The 19381-nt window shown below is 61.5% G+C and carries 19 protein-coding genes; 2 read left to right on the plus strand and 17 right to left on the minus strand.

Going from position 1 to position 19381, the window contains the following annotated elements; translation table 11 throughout:
• The 8 genes from CORGL_RS07545 to CORGL_RS07580 form a co-directional block, all read right to left on the minus strand.
• Positions 1 to 906: a helix-turn-helix domain-containing protein gene (locus CORGL_RS07545; protein WP_013709308.1), complete on the minus strand. Its 906-nt coding sequence runs from the start codon at positions 904 to 906 to the stop codon at positions 1 to 3.
• Positions 903 to 1811 (minus strand): alpha/beta hydrolase, encoded by a 909-nt coding sequence (locus tag CORGL_RS07550; protein WP_013709309.1) that lies wholly within the window; start codon positions 1809 to 1811, stop codon positions 903 to 905. Before CORGL_RS07550 ends, CORGL_RS07545 begins: the two co-directional genes overlap by 4 nt.
• 163 nt (positions 1812 to 1974) lie before the next feature.
• Positions 1975 to 4749: a phosphoenolpyruvate carboxylase gene (locus tag CORGL_RS07555; RefSeq protein ID WP_425358166.1), complete on the minus strand. Its 2775-nt coding sequence runs from the start codon at positions 4747 to 4749 to the stop codon at positions 1975 to 1977.
• Between the two features lie 298 nt (positions 4750 to 5047).
• Positions 5048 to 6364, minus strand: a complete 1317-nt coding sequence (hisS, locus tag CORGL_RS07560) for a histidine--tRNA ligase (protein WP_013709311.1) — start codon at positions 6362 to 6364, stop codon at positions 5048 to 5050.
• A gap of 33 nt (positions 6365 to 6397) precedes the next feature.
• A complete protein-coding gene (tatC, locus tag CORGL_RS07565) occupies positions 6398 to 7180 on the minus strand; it encodes a twin-arginine translocase subunit TatC (protein ID WP_013709312.1) in 783 nt (260 codons plus the stop codon).
• Entirely contained in the window at positions 7180 to 7860 is a 681-nt protein-coding gene (locus CORGL_RS07570) for a Sec-independent protein translocase subunit TatA/TatB (protein WP_041738707.1), read from the minus strand. The genes tatC and CORGL_RS07570 overlap by 1 nt, the downstream gene beginning before the upstream one ends.
• Before the next feature lie 90 nt (positions 7861 to 7950).
• On the minus strand, positions 7951 to 8265 hold the full coding sequence (locus CORGL_RS07575; RefSeq protein ID WP_013709314.1) for an STAS domain-containing protein: 315 nt from the start codon (positions 8263 to 8265) through the stop codon (positions 7951 to 7953).
• 128 nt (positions 8266 to 8393) lie between these two features.
• Positions 8394 to 9749 carry an aspartate aminotransferase type Ic gene (locus CORGL_RS07580; protein ID WP_013709315.1) on the minus strand — a complete coding sequence of 452 codons (1356 nt, stop codon included), beginning with the start codon at positions 9747 to 9749 and terminating at the stop codon, positions 8394 to 8396.
• A gap of 340 nt (positions 9750 to 10089) precedes the next feature.
• On the opposite strand from CORGL_RS07580, the gene CORGL_RS07585 reads away from it, so the two are divergent.
• Positions 10090 to 10344, plus strand: coding sequence for a hypothetical protein (locus CORGL_RS07585; RefSeq protein WP_013709316.1), 255 nt, complete (start codon positions 10090 to 10092; stop codon positions 10342 to 10344).
• An 89-nt stretch (positions 10345 to 10433) separates the two neighbouring features.
• Here the strand turns inward: CORGL_RS07585 and CORGL_RS07590 are convergent, their stop codons facing one another.
• The 5 genes from CORGL_RS07590 to CORGL_RS07610 all read right to left on the minus strand — a co-directional run bounded on the left by CORGL_RS07590 (position 10434) and on the right by CORGL_RS07610 (position 15026).
• Entirely contained in the window at positions 10434 to 11390 is a 957-nt protein-coding gene (locus CORGL_RS07590; protein ID WP_013709317.1) for an ROK family protein, read from the minus strand.
• A 58-nt stretch (positions 11391 to 11448) separates the two neighbouring features.
• Positions 11449 to 11814, minus strand: coding sequence for a PTS lactose/cellobiose transporter subunit IIA (locus CORGL_RS07595; RefSeq protein WP_013709318.1), 366 nt, complete (start codon positions 11812 to 11814; stop codon positions 11449 to 11451).
• Positions 11815 to 11823: 9 nt separating this feature from the next.
• On the minus strand, positions 11824 to 12129 hold the full coding sequence (locus CORGL_RS07600; RefSeq protein ID WP_013709319.1) for a PTS sugar transporter subunit IIB: 306 nt from the start codon (positions 12127 to 12129) through the stop codon (positions 11824 to 11826).
• 85 nt (positions 12130 to 12214) lie between these two features.
• On the minus strand, positions 12215 to 13588 hold the full coding sequence (locus CORGL_RS07605; RefSeq protein ID WP_013709320.1) for a PTS sugar transporter subunit IIC: 1374 nt from the start codon (positions 13586 to 13588) through the stop codon (positions 12215 to 12217).
• A 37-nt stretch (positions 13589 to 13625) separates the two neighbouring features.
• Positions 13626 to 15026 (minus strand): glycoside hydrolase family 1 protein, encoded by a 1401-nt coding sequence (locus tag CORGL_RS07610; protein ID WP_013709321.1) that lies wholly within the window; start codon positions 15024 to 15026, stop codon positions 13626 to 13628.
• A 240-nt stretch (positions 15027 to 15266) separates the two neighbouring features.
• On the opposite strand from CORGL_RS07610, the gene CORGL_RS07615 reads away from it, so the two are divergent.
• A complete protein-coding gene (locus CORGL_RS07615) occupies positions 15267 to 15989 on the plus strand; it encodes a GntR family transcriptional regulator (RefSeq protein WP_013709322.1) in 723 nt (240 codons plus the stop codon).
• Positions 15990 to 16027: 38 nt separating this feature from the next.
• Here CORGL_RS07615 and CORGL_RS07620 read toward each other — a convergent pair whose 3' ends face one another.
• The 4 genes from CORGL_RS07620 to CORGL_RS07635 form a co-directional block, all read right to left on the minus strand.
• On the minus strand, positions 16028 to 17122 hold the full coding sequence (locus CORGL_RS07620) for an ABC transporter permease (protein WP_013709323.1): 1095 nt from the start codon (positions 17120 to 17122) through the stop codon (positions 16028 to 16030).
• The gene (locus CORGL_RS07625; RefSeq protein ID WP_013709324.1) at positions 17119 to 17835 is read right to left on the minus strand and encodes an ABC transporter ATP-binding protein; all 717 of its coding nucleotides are present in this window, start codon (positions 17833 to 17835) and stop codon (positions 17119 to 17121) included. The genes CORGL_RS07620 and CORGL_RS07625 overlap by 4 nt, the downstream gene beginning before the upstream one ends.
• A 241-nt stretch (positions 17836 to 18076) precedes the next feature.
• A complete protein-coding gene (locus CORGL_RS07630) occupies positions 18077 to 18316 on the minus strand; it encodes a hypothetical protein (RefSeq protein ID WP_216476083.1) in 240 nt (79 codons plus the stop codon).
• A 66-nt stretch (positions 18317 to 18382) separates the two neighbouring features.
• Complete coding sequence (locus tag CORGL_RS07635) at positions 18383 to 19375, minus strand: ArsR/SmtB family transcription factor (RefSeq protein WP_013709325.1); 993 nt, start codon at positions 19373 to 19375, stop codon at positions 18383 to 18385.
• Positions 19376 to 19381 lie beyond the last annotated feature (6 nt).

Consider the following 19381-nt stretch of genomic DNA (forward strand, 5'->3'; position numbering starts at 1 on the left):
CTACGATTTCAACGCATGCTCGAAATTTGTCAGATGAGAGCGATGATCCTCTTGGATCTGCCGCGCGCTCATGCCATAGCTCGACATGAGGGCGCGATTCATCGTCTTCGCACCGCTGAAGCCGACGCTGAGCGCGATCTCCTCGAAGGTGCCATGCTGGCGCAGAATCTCAATACGAGCATGGCGAGCGCGAACGGCGCTCAGATACTGCCCGACGGTCACTCCCATGTTTTTCTTGAAAAAGCGCGCAAGATAGGCTTTCGATAAGGGAATGTGCCTCGCGATCTCACTTAGGCTGCCCGCAGTCAGATAGTTGTTGTCAATATAGTCAACGACCTGCTGCAATCGTTCACCCACAAAACAAGATCCCTTTGTTGGTCCGTCTCGGGGGGCGGTGAAATCTCTCAGCAGAACCTGCAAGATCTGAAGACTGAGCAGGCTCAGCCGCACATCTTTCATGCGATCTCCTCGGGCGAGCTTTTCCGCAATGACCTGTTCGCAGAGTTGTACGATATGCCGATAGCGGTCGTGCTGAATGAAGCTGAACCCCGTTTCGTCATTGATCGCGATCACCTGGTCTGTGATCTGCGGATACAAGCCTGATACCAGATCATAGGGAAAGAGCATCGACAGCGCGATCCCACCGGAGGCGTGACTTCGGGGAAGCACCCGCACGCTGTGCACGTGCCGTGAATTGACCACGAGGAGCTTTCCGGGCGCTGTCCGATAATGTGCATCGGCGATCGTAAAGTCATCGATCGAACCCGAACGAGTGTAGCTCAGCTCGATGCTTTGATGCCAATGAGGCGATATGTACTCACCTGCACCAGAGCGACTCCGATGGATCAGCAGGACAGCCGGCAACGCATCCCTCGGCTGCACGAGCTCATGCGACCACGCGCTCATGCCAGATGGGACCTGAAGAAATCGAGCTCCATCTCGTTGGCCTCGGTTGCAAGAGGATCCCGCTGATTGATATGGAAAACATGGCTGCGCGGGTTATCCTTGTCACCGAAGCATTCGATTCGATGATCGATGCCCTTGGCGATGAGAAAGCCATCCAATTTGTACATGTGATCACGCAGAAAATCATCATTCGCCGTGAGCAGGAACAGGGGCACGATATCAGAGGTCATGTATGTCTCGGTGTCGAGTTGCCGTTGGTGCGCCTCGACGGCTTCCGGCGTGAAATACGCGGTGATCGCGCCGGCGATCTTCTTTTTGCTCGTGTAAGCCAGCTCTTCTTTCATGAAGCATGCGCTGCAGTTGAGGGCGGCGGCGCGCACGGACAGCTTCGGGACATCGTAGGTGAATAGCGCTCGAAACGACGGGTTGGCGAGAATCGTCACGTACTGCTCGACCATCTGACCGCCCGCGCTGTCGCCGACCAGAAAGACGTTGTTCAAATCTAGATGATACTCGCTCGAGTGGTCGCAGACCCAATGCATGACACGATGCAGATCATCGAGCTCCCCGGGGAACTGCACCTTCGGCGGCAGGCGATAGTTGAAGCTGACGACGTTGAAGCCGGCCTTCGCCAACGCGAGGCAGTAGAACTGATAGACCTCGGTCGTGCCATAGACCCATCCGCCGCCGTGCACGTTGATGATGGTCGGCAGATCGCCATCCATGCCGGTCGGACGCGAGATGTCAAGCGTCTGCTCCTCATCGGGTCCATAGCTGATCTTGTTGATTCGCTTCACCTCGGGTATATCGGTGGGCAGTCCGGCATCTCGAGCGTCGTCGGCAGATTTGCACTGCTCGCGCACCCGCTCAACTTCCGACCAGAGCTGTTTGTCGATCGTGGCCATCTGGATGCTCCTTTCGCTTGAACCTTGCGCCTCTCGGAATCATGGTACAAGCTCTGGTGCGCTGTTGCGAGACCACGGGTTGCCCTACTTTCGGCACCAAGTGACCTCTTTGGCCTGTGACGATATATGGGATGCGACCGATACGGGCAACTGCGTGCTTCCTCTACCCGGTGTTCTGCAAGCCGGCGCTCACGCCTGCCACCGTGGACAGGATCAGATCCAGATACTCTTTCTTGTCCTGTTCGGAAATATCGCCGATCGGCGCTCTGACGTTGCGAAGCGCGCGCGCCTGAGCGAGCGAAAGCGCGTTCACATACGGGTTTCGTACGCGCACGGCGTACCCGAGCACGCGGCGATGCTGCAGCGGCCACGAGTTGCCTGTTATAGCCAGCGTCCAGGCACGGGTGAGACGCATCTCCTCGAGCACCTGGCGAGCCAGATCCTCGCGCTTCCCCAAAGCGAGATACATCTTCGCGATTCTCTCGTCTGTTTTCGCGATCGACATCTCGATGTTGTCGATAAATGTGGCGAACAGGGGCCATTCACGATAGGCTCGCCTGAGCAGATCAAGATCTCCGAGCCGCTCGCAAGCGGTTCCGAGACCGTACCAGGCTGCAAGATTGATACGCGCCTGAGACCATGAGAAAACCCAAGGGATGGTTCTGAGATCGTCCAGCGACTGCGCACCGAGTCCTCGCTTGGCGGGACGGCTACCGATAGGAAGAAGCCCCACCTCGGCGAGAGGTGTCACCGTCGAGAACCAAGACGCGAAATCATCCGATTCGAGCAGTGCGCGGTAGCGCTCATGCGAAAAATCGCTCAACCTGACTGCAACTTGCGAGAAGCTCGCGGTCATCTCGGTGTTCTCGCGCTCGACCGATGGAGCGGAGTTCAGCAGGGTCGCTGCGGCAACGCTCTCGATGTGACGGCGCGCCAGAGACGGATTGCCGTAACGGGCAAAGATGACCTCCCCCTGCTCGGTGACCTTGAAACGGCAATTGACAGATCCTCTCGGTTGCGCGAGCACCGCCCTGTTCGCCGGACCCCCACCGCGACCGACTGCTCCGCCGCGCCCATGGAAGAGCGTGAGATCGATGTCATTGCGCTGCGCCCAGAGAGCGATCCTGCGCTGCGCGTCATGTAACGCGAGCGTCGCCGTGGTCGGTCCGGCGTCCTTCGACGAATCGGAGTAGCCGAGCATGATCTCCATCCTGCGGCTCGATTCGGAAAGCCGACGCGAGACATCTGGATCCTCAAGCATCTGATCGAGGATATCGATGCATCCCTCAAGGTCCTCAAGCTGTTCGAAGAGCGGAATCACGTCGATCGTCGGCACATCTTTCGGATCGGCGAATGAAAGACGCGCGAGCTCGAAGACATCGGCGATGTGCTGAGCCGATTTCGTGAACGAGACGACGTAGCGCCTCGCGGCGCGCGCGCCCAGACGACGCTGGATAAATCCAAGAGCTCTGAAGGTGTCCAGCACCTCGCGCGTCATGGGCTCGAGATCACCGGTCAGACCATGAGCTCGGATATCCTCCAGAGCACGGGTGTGCACGACGGAGTGCTGGCGAAACTCCATCTCGACCATGTGGAAGCCGAACGTCTCCGTCTGCCAGATAAGCGTCTGGAGAGGTCCGAAGGCCGCGCGCGGGGCTCCCGCCGCGGCAAGTGAGCGCTGCACGATGCGCAGGTCATCCAAGAACTCGGCGCAGTCGCGATACATGTTGTCCGCGTTGCGAGCGACGGTGGCCTCCAAACGTGCGCACATCACGAGCATCACTGCACGGTGAGGCTCGGATTGCGAGATGGCCTGAGCGCGATCCGTCAAGGTGGAGCTCATCTCAACCTGTCGTCTCCACAGTCCGCGCAGCTCCTCGGATGGTTCGGCGCACGCCGAATCGAGCGTGAGATTGCGGCCCACGCTGCGGCACTTGCGCGCGAGAGACGACACCATGTGAGCCGACAGCTTCATCGCCGCCAGACGGCTCACTCTGGCGTTCACGTTCGGGTTGCCATCGCGGTCCGCTGCGATCCAGCTTCCGGGATGAAAGAACGCGGGGCACACCGGTGGCACGCGGCCTGCGCGCTCGCCGAGCACCCAGTCGTCGAACCGGCGATACACCTGGGGGATCGTATCGAACAGCGTCCCATCGAAGATGTCGATGATCGTATCGACCTCCTCGACCGGCGTCGGCTTCTTGATCGCTGTGGGAGAGGTGCGCAGAAGCGCATCGATCTCTTGAAGCATATGGCGCTCGTTCTCCACGAGATCGGATCCTCCGAGACGCGGCCTCTGGTCAAGCAGAGCAGCGATCCTGCGGATCTTTCCCTCGACAGCCTTGCGCCGCGCATCGGTGGGATGCGCGGTGAAGACAGGGTGAAACTCGAGTCGATCGAGCAGCTGTGTCGCGCGCTGCACCCCGGTCTCTTCGATGAGCCGGCGATAGGCGACGGTCAGCTCGTTGGACGGATCGACCGCAGAGTCGATCGAAACTTCGCTCTCCCGCTTCTTGAGCGAGCGAACCCGGAAGTTCTCCTCGGTGAGATTCGCCAAATGGAAGAAGGATGTGAACGCGCGGACGAGGATCTGCTGGCGCTCCGCGGGCACCGAGTCGAGCAGCGCCACGGCGTCGCGAAACACCTCGGAACCGTCGTTGTCCGAGACGCGGGCCGTCCCCCGGGTCGCGGGCTCATCGCCGGATCCGGCTTCGGAACACCCGCTTGGAACCTGCGAAGGCACCGAAGATGTTTCGGGCGCGGTCACGTTGATCACATCATCGAGCAGCTCATCGAAGAGCCTGCGAACCGCGGGATCGTACTCTTGAAGGATCTTGCGCTCCAAGCGCAAGAACAGCTCGAGATTGTCGCGCAGCAGTGTCGGAACATCGATGTCCGCCAGCGTGTCTGCGGCTGCCTTCGTTTCGACGGCATCGATGCGTCCGGCGAAGATCGCCTCGTTCGCCAGCCTGTAGACCGTCTCCGTCTGCTTCGAGTCGATTGCCGCTGCGGGCTTGGCTTCACAACGTGGTCGGATCACAGAGTCCCCCTTGGTCTTTCGGCGCGGCGGCCGGCAGCTGAGCGCAACGCCATCATTATAGGGGCCGCAGGCGCCGCGGCCCGCACGGCAGCGCATCTATGCGCAGATGTTTACAGAACCCGGCCCCGCCCATGCTCCGACCTCACGCGCTCGCACGCGCGCTCTGCAGCCAGCGAGCCGCGCCTCTCTGCCCGCCTCAGCTGAGACGGGACCGAACGTCCTCGAGAATCTCGTCCAGGGCTACCAGTCGCTCCTCATGACTCACCATATCGCGCACGCGCACGGCACCAGCGGCGAGTTCCTCCGCGCCGATCACGATGATAAGCGCCGCCTTGAGCCTGTCGGCCTGCTTGAACTGCCCCTTGAGCGAGCGTCCCTGATAGTCGGCCTCGGTGCGCACCCCCGCCGCGCGCAGTTGGAGCGCGATGTCGAACACGCGCTCGCGCAGATCGGCACCTGCATTGGCAACGTATACGCACGGAGGCGCGTCCTTACCCAACCGCGTGCCCTGAGCTTCGAGCGCGAGCATGATGCGCTCGAAGCCGACGGCGAATCCGACCCCCGGTGTCGGCTTTCCCCCTTCAAGCTCAACCAGCCCATCATAGCGACCCCCGCCGCCGATGGAGCCGACGGCGGCGTCGAGGGCCTCCACCTCGAACACCGTACGGGTGTAGTAATCCAGACCTCGCACGAGCGTCGGGTCCTCGAGATAGCTCACGCCCGCGGCATCGAGATATCTCTTGACCTGATCGTGGTGAGCCCGGCACTCCTCGCACAGGTTATCGATCATGAGCGGTGCGGATCGCATGATCTTCGAACACCGATCATTTTTGCAGTCGAAGGCGCGTAGCGGATTGAGCTGTGCGCGCTCGCGGCACTCATCGCACATCTCATCAGCGTGTCGCGCGATGAAGTCCCGTACCTTTTCGCGATAGGCGGGACGGCACCGCGCATCGCCCATCGAGTTGATGCTGAGGCGCAGACGATTCATATCGAAGCCGATCCGCCGGTAGAACTCCATGAGCATGACGATGCTCTCGGCATCGGCGGCAGCATCGGGCGCGCCGAGCCACTCGATGCCGATCTGATGGAATTGACGCAACCGACCCCTCTGCGGGCGCTCGCCGCGAAACATCGCCTCGGCATAGTAGAGCTTGACCGGTGCCCCTCCGGGGGGGACGAGATTTCCCTCCACCACGGCGCGAACCAAGCCTGCGGTTCCCTCAGGTCTCAGAGCGAGACGCTGCTTGGCCTTGAGGTTGGCTTCCGTCCCCTGAGTGAGCGCGCGCTCCAGGTTCGCCCCGGAGAAGACGCGAAACATCTCCTTGCGCACGACATCTGTCGACTGGCCGATACCATGCACGAAAACATCGACCTGTTCGATAGCAGGGGTCTCAGCCAATTCGAACCCAAAGGGTTCGAACACCTCAGCCGCAGCATCTCGCATCGCGATCCAAGCGCGCATATCGCGCCCGATCAGATCCCTCGTGCCCTCGGCCCTCTGTGCCCGCATGCGCATGTCCTCCCACTGACCCCGTTGACGGAATCACTCGTCCTCGTCATCTGTGAAAAATCCCAGCCGGCTCCGCGACAGACCGGCCTTGCCCTCCCGTGCGACGATAACGAGACGCGCGACGGCCAGCGATGATTCGTAGAGTACGATCAGGGCGGCATACATCATGATGCATGTGACCGGTGAGGCGTCGGGCGACACGCATGCCGACACGAAGACCATCACGACGTAGATGTAGCGCCACTGCGCCCTGAACGCCGTATAGGGAACGATATGGAAGATAGACAGATAGAAGATGACCAGGGGAAGCTCGAACGCGATACCGAAGCCGATGAGCAGCAAAAGCTCGATATTGAGGTAGTCCGTGAGTTCAGCCAGCGGATCGGCGATCGCCTTCGTCTCGCCGATCAGCCACTGAAAGCACGGCGGGATGACGAACAGGTAGCAGAACAGGGCACCGATGAAGAACAGCGCCGTCGCAGCCAAGACCGTCGGGACGACCCAGCGACGCTCGTTGGGCTTGAGGGCGGGCAAGAAGAATCCCAAGATCTGCCACAGGATCATCGGTGTGCACATGATCAGGGCGACTTTGAACGAAATTGAGAAGCGCAGCGTGAAGCCGCCGAGCGCGGAGGTGATGTAGAACTTGCCGGCAACCGATGGAGCGATCGGCATCTTCAGGATATCGACGACGACAGGCGTCGCGAAGTACATGATGAGCGCGGTCACGAAGACCGAGAACAAGATGATGGTGAAACGACGGCGCAGCTCCCCCAGATGGTCGAGAAGCGGCATACGGGCTGGTCCGATCGGCATCACCGATCACCCCCCTGCTCTGATCCATCTTCAGGGGCGGCGCAGCTCGCCTGCGCGCTCGGTGTCTCCTCGTCCGCACGGGCGCGCACGCGGGGCCTGCGGGCATAGAGCCTCTCGGTCTCGGCCTCCTCATCGAGTCGCGCCTCCGGTGCGGCCTCAGGTGATGCGGCGACGTCGGCCTGGGCGATCACGCCGCCGGACTTCTCATCCGCTGCGCTCGGCTCGGATGCGCCCGGCTCGACGGGCCGGGTGCTCTGTTCGTCCTCGAGATCCCCCTCGGGATGCGCCACGGGCTCGCCGGCGGTCTTCGCCTGCTCGCTCAGCAGGCGGGCGCGCCGCTCGGCGAATGTCTCGCTCTTGGCCTCGGCTGCCTTCCTGGAGGCGATGTCGTCGGTATCGGCGTCGGCGTCCTCCTCATCCGGAACATCGCCCTTCGTGGCGGCGTCCACCAAGATCGAAGGATCCTGAACGGCTGTCGCGAGCGGATCCACGATCTCGGATTGAACCATCGCCGTCATTCTGGCCTGCGTCTCGCGGAACTGACGGATCGCGCGACCGATGGTGCGTCCGGCCTGCGGCAGCTTATCCGGCCCGAAGAGCAACAGGATGACAACACAGATCATCAGCATCTCATTGCCGCCGATATCCAACACGGGCAACCTCCAAGGGTCATCTGACACGGTCGACGCGTTGCGACCGGTCGTGAAGCGCTCTCATAACCCTACGAGAATACCACCATCGGCAAGCTGAGATGTGACGAGATGTCGTAGTCACCGACCAGAAATAGAAACCTCTGTATCAACACCGAGCAGGTGCGCGACGCGCATGACGCCCGGCTGGCAGTTGACGATCGAGAACCGCTTGCGCCTCCTCTGGGCGTTTTGAGCCATGCCGACGAGCACCCCGATACCCGTCGAATCGATATAGCTCACATCTCCGAAGTCGAGCTTCACCTCATCGGCCGGCTGCTCGAACGCCATGTCGATCGCAGTCCTGAGTTTCGACGCGCACGAAATGTCGATCTCGCCCCCCACTGCGATGGAATAGCACTCGGGCTTTGGGTCGGTTGTGATGTTCAATTCCATGCCTGCTCCTTCAGAGTGGGGTCCATTGACCGGAACCGGTGGAAGCGCCTGCAAAAAGCGCGCCTGTCAGCTTCTTCTTGCTGTATTGTATCCTTCTGAGCGCGACGATAACACATGCAAGCGGATTCTCAATTCTTCCGCAGGGACGGCCTTTCGGCCTCCGATGGCGATTCCCGGGATTCGGCGCGCGCGGCCGCCTCCTGCTCGGCAGCCACGAGCTTCACCGCGAGAACGAACACGTCGAGTGCATCTGAGAGCTCTTCAAGGGACGGATAGCTCGGTGCGATGCGAATGTTGGCGTCGCGGGGATCCCGCCCGCCCGGCCAGGTCGCCCCCGCCGGCGTGAGGCGCACGCCCAGATCACGGCAGAGCGCGACGACGCGGCGAGCCGTCCGATCCGGACCGTCGAACGAGACGAAATAGCCGCCTCGAGGATGCGTCCAGGTCGCGCAACCCGAGGCGCCCAGTCCAGCTGCGAGCTTGGACTCAACCAGCTCGAAGCGCGGCCGCAGGTACGCGGCATGGCGGGCCATATGCGCGCGAATGTCGGCAAGCGTGGGCAGAAACCGAACATGACGCAGCTGGTTCATCTTGTCGGCGCTGATGAGCGCGACCTTGAGAGCGCGGGAAATGTCATCGAGCACGCGCCGAGAAGCCGCCACGAAAGCGATGCCCGATCCGGGGAACGTGATCTTGGAGGTGGATCCGAACGCGACGACGCGGTCTTGGGTACCGGCAGCGCCCGCGATATCAAAGATGTTCGCAAGCGGCTCGCAATCGGGATACAGGTCGTGCACGGCATAGGCGTTGTCCCAGAGAATGCGAAAATCCGCAGCAGCCGTCCGCATGGTCGCCAGACGTTGCACGCTGCGTTTCGAGAACGTGACGCCTGAGGGGTTCGAATGCTTTGGAACGCACCAGATGCCCTTGACGGAATCATCTGTGGCGGCAAGCCGCTCCACCTCATCCATATCCGGTCCATCATCGGTCATCGCAATCGGAACGTTTTCGATGCCGAGCTCCTCGGTGATCGCGAAATGACGATCGTAGCCGGGCACCGGACACAGAATACGAGGTGGCCGGCCGCTATGCGAGGCCGCATATGCCTCCCAGGGAGCGTGAGCGCATGTGCCGCGCAGCCAGAACATGTTGATGGTCTCGTACTCGATGAGCAGACTCGAGGATCCCAAGACGAGCGTCTGATCGGACGGCACACCGAGCAGCTCTCCGGCCAGGCGGCGAGCGGACGGGATGCCTTCGAAGCAGCCGTAGTTTCCGCAGTCGATCCCCTCATCATGCAGATCGGTCGTCGCATCCACCGTATCGAGCAGCGGAAGCGAGATCGCCACCTGTTCGGGCGAGGGCTTGCCGCGGGTCATGTCGAGCGTCAGGCCCCGCGACCGAACCTGGTCGGCCTGATCTCTCAGCTGCTCGATCACTCGGTCGAGCTGTTCATCACTCATCTGCCCGTACACGGTCTGCATAATCGGTCCCCTCTGGGATTGAACGCGTCACGCGAAGACGAGACCTGGCCAAGGCCTCGGATGCGCTTCTATATCGGTGGATATCAGTATACGTGCAGCAGCGGAGACGACAGGGGAGTTTTCGGCAGCGCGTGAGAATCTCGATGATCGGTCTTGCGAGATCGGCGCACGCTGGCAAGGAGCGCGGCCGGAGAGACCGAAACAAGACCCCGACGCAGCAGGCGACGCCAGATGCCAGACAATGGAGACCAAGCGAAGCTCAGCTATGAACGCGTTGATGAGGGCCCCATGTTGAAACCATGCTAGATTGAGAGCACGTCGCTATGATGGGAGCGAGAACATGGGCATCATGCCGATTCAATCCGAGGGCTCCGAGGAGCTGCAGCGCTTCGTGGACGCGCTGTTCCGCGGACGCACGACGGTCGAGCTGCTCGATATCGCACTGGAGGCGGAAGTGCTCGATCTCACGGTCGATGCGCGCGAGATCGTGAGCCTGCTGCCACCTGGCACCTATGAGCGCCAGCGGCTGTGCGACCAGCTGAACTCGGCCACAGCCGCACACGGGTGGAGCGCTCTGTTCGGCACCGTCGAATAGACCGGGCGCCATGGCGGCGGAGCCGCACGCGAGCAGGAGACGAGACGCCCGCCGGCGCCACCGGCTCGCGCGCGACGACCCGGCGGCACCTAGCGACGCGACGCCTGGAGAGCCACGTAGGCGGCACCGAAGATACCGGCATCGTTACCCAGCGATGCTATCTCGATCGGTGTATCGGCTGAGCAGATCAGAGCATAGCTTCGATAGCACTCGACGAGTCGCTCCAAGAAGAGATCCGAGGAGTTGGACGTCCCCCCGCCCAAAACGAACGCCTCCGGGTCGATGACGCAGGCGACGAGCGCGAGAGCACGCCCCAGATAGTCGCACATGGTCTCGATCGCGCTCGCGGCGGCGGCGTCGTCATCGCGAGCCGCCTCGAAGACGGCGCGGGAATCGCTCGGCCCCGCCAGCGGGACGGGCTCGACGCCCGCTGATCGGCACGCCGCGAGATAGCTGCGGACGATACCGGTGGCAGAGGCGTATTGCTCCAGGCACCCATGGCCCCCGCAGCCGCACGGACGCGTCTCTTCGGGATTCAGACACATATGGCCGATCTCACCAGCTGCTCCGGCGACCCCGGACACAACACGGCCGGCGTGGACGACTCCGCCTCCGACACCGGTTCCGATCGTAACGAACACGAAGCTGTCGGTGCCCCGCGCGCTGCCGACCCAAAGCTCGCCCATCGCGGCTGCGTTGGCGTCATTTTCGAATGTCACGGCCGCAGCTGGGCAGCTCTCGCGAAGCGCATCTCTCAGACCGTCGAGATCGAGTTTGATGTTCGCGGCGACCTTGATGCGACCATCCGAGGGAACCGGGGCGGGGACCGCCAGACCGATACCTCGCACGTCTTCAGGAGCCGCAGCGGCTTGAGCAAGCAGACGATCGATGCCCCCGGTGACGGCGGCGTATCCGACCGCATCGGTCAGCGGCGGCGTGGGCACGACCTCGCGCGCGATCAGCTCCCCCTGCGCGGTGAGCAGACCCTCCTTGACCGTCGTGCCGCCCACGTCCAAGCCGATATAGAACCCTGCGGTCCTCGCCATGTTCGCTCTCCCCTCACGGCGACGCTCGTCGGTCGCCCCGTCACGATATGATACCCGTCTAACGCGCGCTTTCATTCCCCGAAAGCCCGCTCTTCGCGCGCAAGGCCATGAGTTCGCGATAGACATCGATGAAATTCACGGTCAGAATCTTGACGATCTCGGTTCCCGCCATCTGGTCCTCGGCGTGCAAAAGAATCAGAGGCGCCTCTCCATGTCGAGCGCCGGCGGCATCGGCCTGCAGAAGCTTCATATGAACTTCATGACCGCTGTTGTAGTTCTCATCTCCCTGTTTGACGAGGGCCTCCGCGCGATCGAGATCTCCCGCCTTGGCGGCGGCGATCGCCTCGACAAAGGAGGATTTCGCAGAACCGACGTAGGAGATGATCTCGAAGCAGGTGAGCTCGAGCTCGTTCACGTCCTCCATGGAGCTCACCTATCCGATCTTCGCTTGGACATCGTCCAGAATCTTCGCCGCATTCATGCGTCCGTATTCGATCATCGGGATGACCTCGACGGGGATGTCGCGACCCTCGACGGCGCGCTCGAAGTCGGCTTTGGTGTAGCCGATCTGGGGCCCCAGAAGAATGATGGCCGCTTCATCCACATGGTCCATCGCCTCGTTGAGCGGGCGCGCCTCGATATCGACATCGAGATCGCGCGAGGCGGCCTCCTTCTGCATCTTCTGAACGAGCAGACTCGTTGACATGCCCGCATTGCAGCACAGTAGAATCTTCTTCATGATCCGCTCCAATCAGTCGGGAAAACCCACGCGGCCGGCGCGCCGCAACGTCGCGCGCACGCGGCCGCAGATGTTATCTGTCATGCTAGCCTTGCTCAGCTTGCTCCGCAAGCTCGGCCTGCTTCTGGAGACTCTTTTCGCTTGCCTTCATGAACGGCAGGTAGATAACCGTATAGAGGGCCAAAAGCAGCACCTGCAGCACCGAAGCGCGCAGATCGCCTCCGGTGGCGAGCGCGCCGGAGAACACGATCGGACACGTCCAGGGGACCTGGATCACGCAAGGACTGATGAGACCGATGACCGTGGCGAAATAGGAGATGACGATGCCGAGCGCGGTGTTCAGCACGAACGGGATCATGAGCGGGATGTTGAACACGATCGGATAGCCGTAGATGACGGGCTCGTTGATGTTGAACAGTCCGGGCAGGACCGCCATCTTGGCGACCTCTTTGCTGGGCCGATACCGACCCATGATGAACGTCGCGATAAGGAGCGCGAGCGTGCAACCCGACCCTCCCATGAGCGCGAACACGTTGATGATATCCATGTTCATGAAGTTCGCCATCGGGATGGCCTTGCCGGCGTTGTACAGCGCGGTGTTGTTCAGAAGCACGATCGTCAGGATCGGCTCGACGAGCACGCCGTTGATCGTTGTCTGATGGATTCCGAGCGTGAACAGAAACGTGCCGATCGAGTAGATGATCACCAGACCCCAGACGTTGGTCGTGAGCGCACGCAGCGGTGTCTGGATGAACTCGTTGATGATAGCCGTCAGATCGGTATGGGCCGGTATGGCGAACAGGATCATGGCCACCAGACCGAAGGCACCCAAGGACAGAATCATCGGAATGAGCACGTCGAAGGACTTGCCGACCGCCGGCGGCACGCCCTCGGGCATCTTGATGCGCAGCCTGTCGACACCGGATATCTTGATGAACACCGTCGTTGCGAGCAGACCGACGATGATGGCGGAGAAGAGCCCCGCTGTGCCGGTATAGCCGGTGGTGAAGGCGCCCGACACGGGCGTTGTTATGCTCTTGCCCTCCTCGAACAGCTGCGAAGCCGGAGCGACCGCTGCGGCAACGGTCTGCGGCATGAGCACGGCGAGCGCCGACACGGCGATGACGACACAGGCGATGGGGTTGTCGAAGCGCTTGTTCTGCGCCAAACAGTAGCCGATCATGCCGCACAACAGGATCGCCGAGATGTTGAGCGTGCCGTTCGAGAGGGCACCGCCCCAGTACTGAGCCCAACCGAGCACATCGGCGCTCGGCATCAGACCGCTCGGGCCCCAGATCCATGTGAATACGACGTTGTTGAACAGCGCCGCGACACCTGCGAGGATGAACAGCGGCATGATGGTGGCGAAGCCGTCACGCAGCGATCGCAGATGAACCTGATTTCCGATCCGCGCGGACACGTCCGCGAATCTGTCGAGATAGCCAGTGGCGTCTGCCATTGCCCTCACTCCAATCGACTCGAGTTGACAACGATTCCTAGCGGACGATATGCGTGGCGACCACCTCTTTCAGCCAATCTGCCGAGCGCTTGGCCCGGCGTGCGTAGCCCTGCGTGAGATCCACCTCGATAAATCCATAGCGGTTCTTGAAGGCGTTCGCCCAAGACCAGTTGTCGATCAGCGCCCAGTAGTGGTAACCGCGGCAGGCCGCGCCCTCATCGATGGCACGGGCGATCCATGCGAGATGGTCGCGCACGAACTCCACGCGATAGGAATCCTCGATGCGACCGTCCCCACCGCGCTCGCGACCCTCCCCCTCGATGCCGATGCCGTTCTCGGAGATGAAGAACTCGAGACCGGGATAGTCCCGCTTGCATTTCATGCCGAAGTCATAGATGCCCTTCGGATAGATCTCCCAGCCGCGCGAGGTGTTCATGCGCGCCTCAGGCCAGACATAGGCATCCGCGAACCGGGGGTTTCCATATGAGTCCGTCGGCGCGTCGGGTGCCTGCACGCGCGAGGGCTGGTAGTAGTTGCAGCCGAGCCAATCGACTGGTCCCAACTGAAGAATCTGCGCATCGCCGGGACGGTGCGGGAGCCGTTGCCCGCGTTGCTCGAGCGTCTCGATGACATCTGCGGGCAGCGTGCCATCGCGCACGATGTCGAGCCACCACCTGTTGTTCAACCCGTCGTTCATCCGAACGGCCTCGAGATCTGCCTCAGATGGATCATCCTTCGTGTAGGACGGGCTGAAGCAGTTGATGAGGCCGATGCGGGCGTCGTCGCGCATCTCGCCTTTCGCCTGAGCCTGACGAAAGCGCTCGGTCGCCAGGCAGTGCGCGATCGAGATGTTGTAGCGCACCGTCAGCGACCGGCTGAAATCATGGAGCTGAGGATACCAGACGCCGGTCATATAGCGCTGCTCGGGCTCGACGATGGGCTCGTTGAACGTGAACCATGTGCGAATCTCATCACCGAACTCGCGAAATGCGATCTGCGCATATCTCGCATAGGCTTCGACGACCTCGCGACTCTCCCAACCGCCGCGACGGAACAGATATGTCGGCATATCGAAATGGTAGAGGTTCACGAAGACCTCGAGTCCGCGATCGGCGGCCGCGGCGAAGAGTCGGTGGTACCATGCCGCGCCCTGCGGATTCAGCTCGCCGTTGGCATCCAGCAGGCGGCTCCATTGAATGGATGTGCGAAACGAGGTGAGGCCGAGATCGGCCATGATGTCAAGATCTCCCCGGTAGCGCGCCATGAAATCATTTCCCACATATGAGCCCACGCGATTGTGAAACGCGTCTATGGACTCATTTGACCAGGTGTCCCACATGTTCTCGAGCTTGCCGCCGATACGCCAGGCCCCTTCCGTCTGCGGACCCGACATCGCCGCGCCGAAGAAGAAGTCCTCTGGTAGCGTATAGTGCCTCATGCATGCCCCTTTCCGGTGCCACTCTGATCGAGCGACGATCGAGTTGGCTTGGTTCGAATCGATCCGCATTTCGCATCGTTGTTAAATTATAGCGCTATACTTTTTTATTCATAGCACTTTTATTCTATATCATCACTGTTTTTGAATAGACTATTCCATCTGCGAAGATATTGATGATCGACAAGATTATACTTGTCTCTGGCACCGATAAGATGCGATCGAGGATCGGGGAGGACGGCCATGCTCAAATACGAGGCGATCGCGCGCGACATCCAAAGCAGTATCGAGGACGGCTCCCTCAGACCCAATGAGCGGCTCCCGACCGTGGTGGAGCTGTGCGAGATCTACGCGGTGAGCAAGATCACGGTGAAGCGCGCCATGGATTGGCTGACCGAAGCCGGACTGGTCACGACGCGACGCGGTTCGGGCAGCTACGTGAAGAACAGCACGGGCTTGGTTGACGATCCGCTCTCGGTCGGCGTCAACGACCGCGCTCAGGGCTTCACGGCTGAGCACGCCGACCCCGCCGAGAAGGTGTCCTCGATGGTATACGCATTCGATATCGTGATCCCTTCACCCGAGATCGCTCGCCACCTGGCTATCGCGAATGACGACTTCACCTACTACCACTGCCGTACGCGACTGGTGAACAACGTTCCGATCACTATCGAGTACACGCATATGCCGCTGGACCTCATCCCCGGCCTGAAACGCAGGCATGTCTGCGCATCGGTCTATCGCTATCTCCAACAGGGCCTGGGACTCAAGATCGCGAGCTTCCACCGAGCGATCCGTGCCGTGCCGGCAGACCAGATCGAGGCCGAGCGGCTCGGGATCGCATGCAATGAGCCGCTGCTCGAGTTCGAGCAGGTGGGATATCTGGACAGCGGAGTCCCCTTCGAGTACTCGATATCGCGCAACGTCGGCAAGCGATACACGCTGCACAACATCACGCTGGCCTGAGATCCGCTCAGATGTGCCCGGATATGGCACGACGTGCGTCATCTGTGATGTTGCGACCTCGATGGGCGCCGCTGCTCCACTGTCGCCCCGGCGATCGAGATCGCGCAGGCCGCCACGCCGAGCAGCAGGCACACGAGTCCCGACAACGCGAGCGCTCTATACGAGATAACGCCATAGAGCGCATCGCGCATGACCGCGGTTATGTCGAGCAGCGGGACCGGCCAGAAACGGACGGCGGCACCCACCTTGGCGGTGGACAAAAAGATCGAAGGGACCATCGCCAGCGTCGTGATGATACCGGTATAGCTCTGCGCCTCGCGAACGGTGCGCGAGATCATGCCTGCCGCGACGAACACGAATGAGAACAGCGCGGAAGCGATCACACTCGTCTGCGCGACCACGACGAGCGTCTCGCCGGTGATGATATGGGAGTCTGGCATGCGAATCGCGATGTAGGCAAGGGTGCCGCCCAAGCCGAGCGCCATCGACGCGCATGCTCCGAGCAGAACGGCGACCATTTTGCCGGCAACCATCTCAAAACGCGAGATACCCGTCGAGACCAGCGGCTCGAAGGTGCCCGCCTCCCGTTCGCGGACCGTGGCGGCGATCGCGAGCGAGCCAGCCGACATGCTGCACACGACCATGAGGCCAGCCGGGATGAGGGTGCAGGCCAAAAGATCGCCGACACCATCCTTTGACACATCGGTGAGCGAGACCCTGCCTTTCCGGGCGCCGAGCGACTCCTCGAGCATCTGCCTGAATGCGGAGGCGGCATCCAGGGATGAGGATGTGGAACTCGAGTAGGAGATCGCGTAGCCACCTGCCTCCGGCTGCTCCACATAGGCATCGATCTCGCCTTTCCTGAGCATCTCCTCAGCGGAGTCCCGCCCGGTGACAAGGACGGCGCTCACCTGATCGACGTGACCGAGCGACTCGACGAGCTGCTCGGTCGCCGCGCCGACGGTCTTCGGCCCTCCGGCCGCGTGCCGGCTCGTCATCGCCCATGAACTGAACATGAGAAGCCCGGGAACCAAAACAAGCGAGACCACAAGGGTGTTTATGACTGTCCGCCTGCTCGCGCAGAAGCATCGCAGTTCCTTGCGCGCGATAGCGACGATAACCCGCAGCCTCATCGCCTCGTCACCAGACTCCTCACCGTCGCGAACGCCTCAGACAGCGACTTGCCCCGCGTGAGCGTCCGCAGATCCTCGCACGTGACGACCCGGCCCTGCTTGAGAACGACCACCTGATCGCAAAGATCCAGGATCTCACCGGCGGAGTGGCTCGAGATGATCACGATCCTGCCCCATTTCACGCTTTCGCGAAGAAATTCATTCATCGTGCTCGACGCGACGAAATCGAGACCGGACTCCGGCTCGTCGAGCATGATGATGTCCGGATCGTGAATGAGCGCCCGCACGATAGCGGTCTTCTGACGCATGCCGCAGGAAAGCTCCGAGACCCGACGGTCCAGAAAACCGTCCATATCGAAGCGCTCGGAGAGCATGCGAATCCTCTGTCTGGCGACGCGCAGGTCGAGCGCGCGCAACCTGGCAAAATACAGAATGTTCTCGAATGCCGTGAGCTCTTCGTAGAGTCCGGCTTCACCTGCGAGCAAAAGGGTCGTCTGGATTCGGCGTTGCCGCTCAGCCGTCGTTGCCTCGTTGATTCGGACCGTGCCGGAATCGGATCTGAGCGTTCCGGCGAGAACTCTCAGCATCGTGGACTTGCCAGCTCCGTTCTCACCGAGCAGGCCGGTGATGTGGCCGCGTCCGATGTTGAATGTCACATCATCGAGCGCTGTACATTTCCGATAGTGCTTTGACACCCCCTTGACCTCGATCACTCGATCCGCCTTCCCGAGACGCGCCCCTACTCGAACTGCAGTGCATTGGATATCAGTATAGCTAGTTCAGTCTGCCTCCATAAAGGCGCGCACCTGCTCATGCGACCCCACCTCCGATTTCAAAGGGTCCGTCCGCATCGAGACGTCTGCCCGCGCGCAAGCGCGCGATCGCCGAGAGCTGACGGATGAGGAGGGTCTGCAGAGCCTTCATCTCAAGCGACACGCGAGCGCAAAAGCGCCTTCAGCCGGTCTGCTCCAGCCGGCTGGCGAGGATCCGATCGGTCTCATCGAGGACCATCTCGAGGGTCTCTTCGAAGAAGTCGTCATTGAGCAGCAGATAAGGTGGGTGCTCGGCGACGCCGCCGTTCGCGCGCACGACCTCGGCCATGACCGCGATCGTCGCCTCCACGCTCGCATGATCGATCGGATACTGCGGAAACGCCGCCGCCGCGTAAAGAGCCGGCGTCATGCTTGCAGGCACCGGGCGACATGCCCGGTGCCTTTTTTTGCTGCGAAGCGCCCAGGACGCGACGCGCGCCGAGCGAGCTCACCTCCGCGACAGCAACGTTTCGAGCCATGCGCGATACCGCTCGATGCCGTTGGCGCTCAGCCGGTAGAACATCCTCGCGTCCTGCCTCGCGACCTCGACCAAGCCGGCGGAGACCAACATGTTCATATGGTAGGACGTGGTGGCTGGCGTGAGGCCGATTTTGCGGGCGAGTTCGACGCCGTAGAGTCGATTACCCTTCAATATATGCAGGATGGCGACCCTGTTCGCATCACTCAGGGCCTTGGAGACACGGACGGCTTCGATATCAGCGAGGCCATCCGTCCGACCGGTAAAGACGCGATTGAGCAGAAGTCCGAGAACGCAGGTATCTCCGATGGCCATGACCAGCAGAGGGGCAGCGAGCGACGGTGTGATCCGTGCATGGGGGTAAAGCGACACCGCCTGGTCGACCATCGGAGAGAGCTTATCGTCCCGCAGCTGGTCCCCAAGCTGGCTGAGGACGGAGGCCATCTCGGGCTCGATCTTTCGACGCGCCTGGTTAAAGGCGGGGATATTGGCTGCGATCGCCCGTATGACCAGAGCGATTCTCGGTTTGGGCTGCTGCCACAGAACGGAGAGCTGCCAGCGCGCGCGATCGGAAAGACCGCTCGTCTCAAGCGCGGCGATGAAATCGGCACCGGTCCCCATGATCGCCGAGATCCCGCTGCGGACCTCGTTGATCACCTCTTCCTCGGGCAGAGCTTCGAAATCGCGCAGCCAAGCCGGATGGGAGACGAGCAGCGATACGAACAGCAATGCCGCCTGATCGCTCAGGTCCGCAATATAGGAGCTCCCGGCGTCTTTGACCATGCAGGCGGCAAAAGCTGAGAAATAGCGCTCGATCAGATGAAACTGCGCGGCATAGCAGGCGGCCCCGTCGATGCCGAGGGCATCGAGCTGCTCGATCGCTCTCTTTTTCTGCCTCTTCCCCCAGTCCGCATCAGCGAGCAGAAAGAACGTCTCGACAGCTGGGTCCAATTGTAGCTTCATGGCGGG

The sequence above is a fragment of the Coriobacterium glomerans PW2 genome (assembly GCF_000195315.1).
In the GTDB taxonomy this organism is placed as follows: domain Bacteria; phylum Actinomycetota; class Coriobacteriia; order Coriobacteriales; family Coriobacteriaceae; genus Coriobacterium; species Coriobacterium glomerans.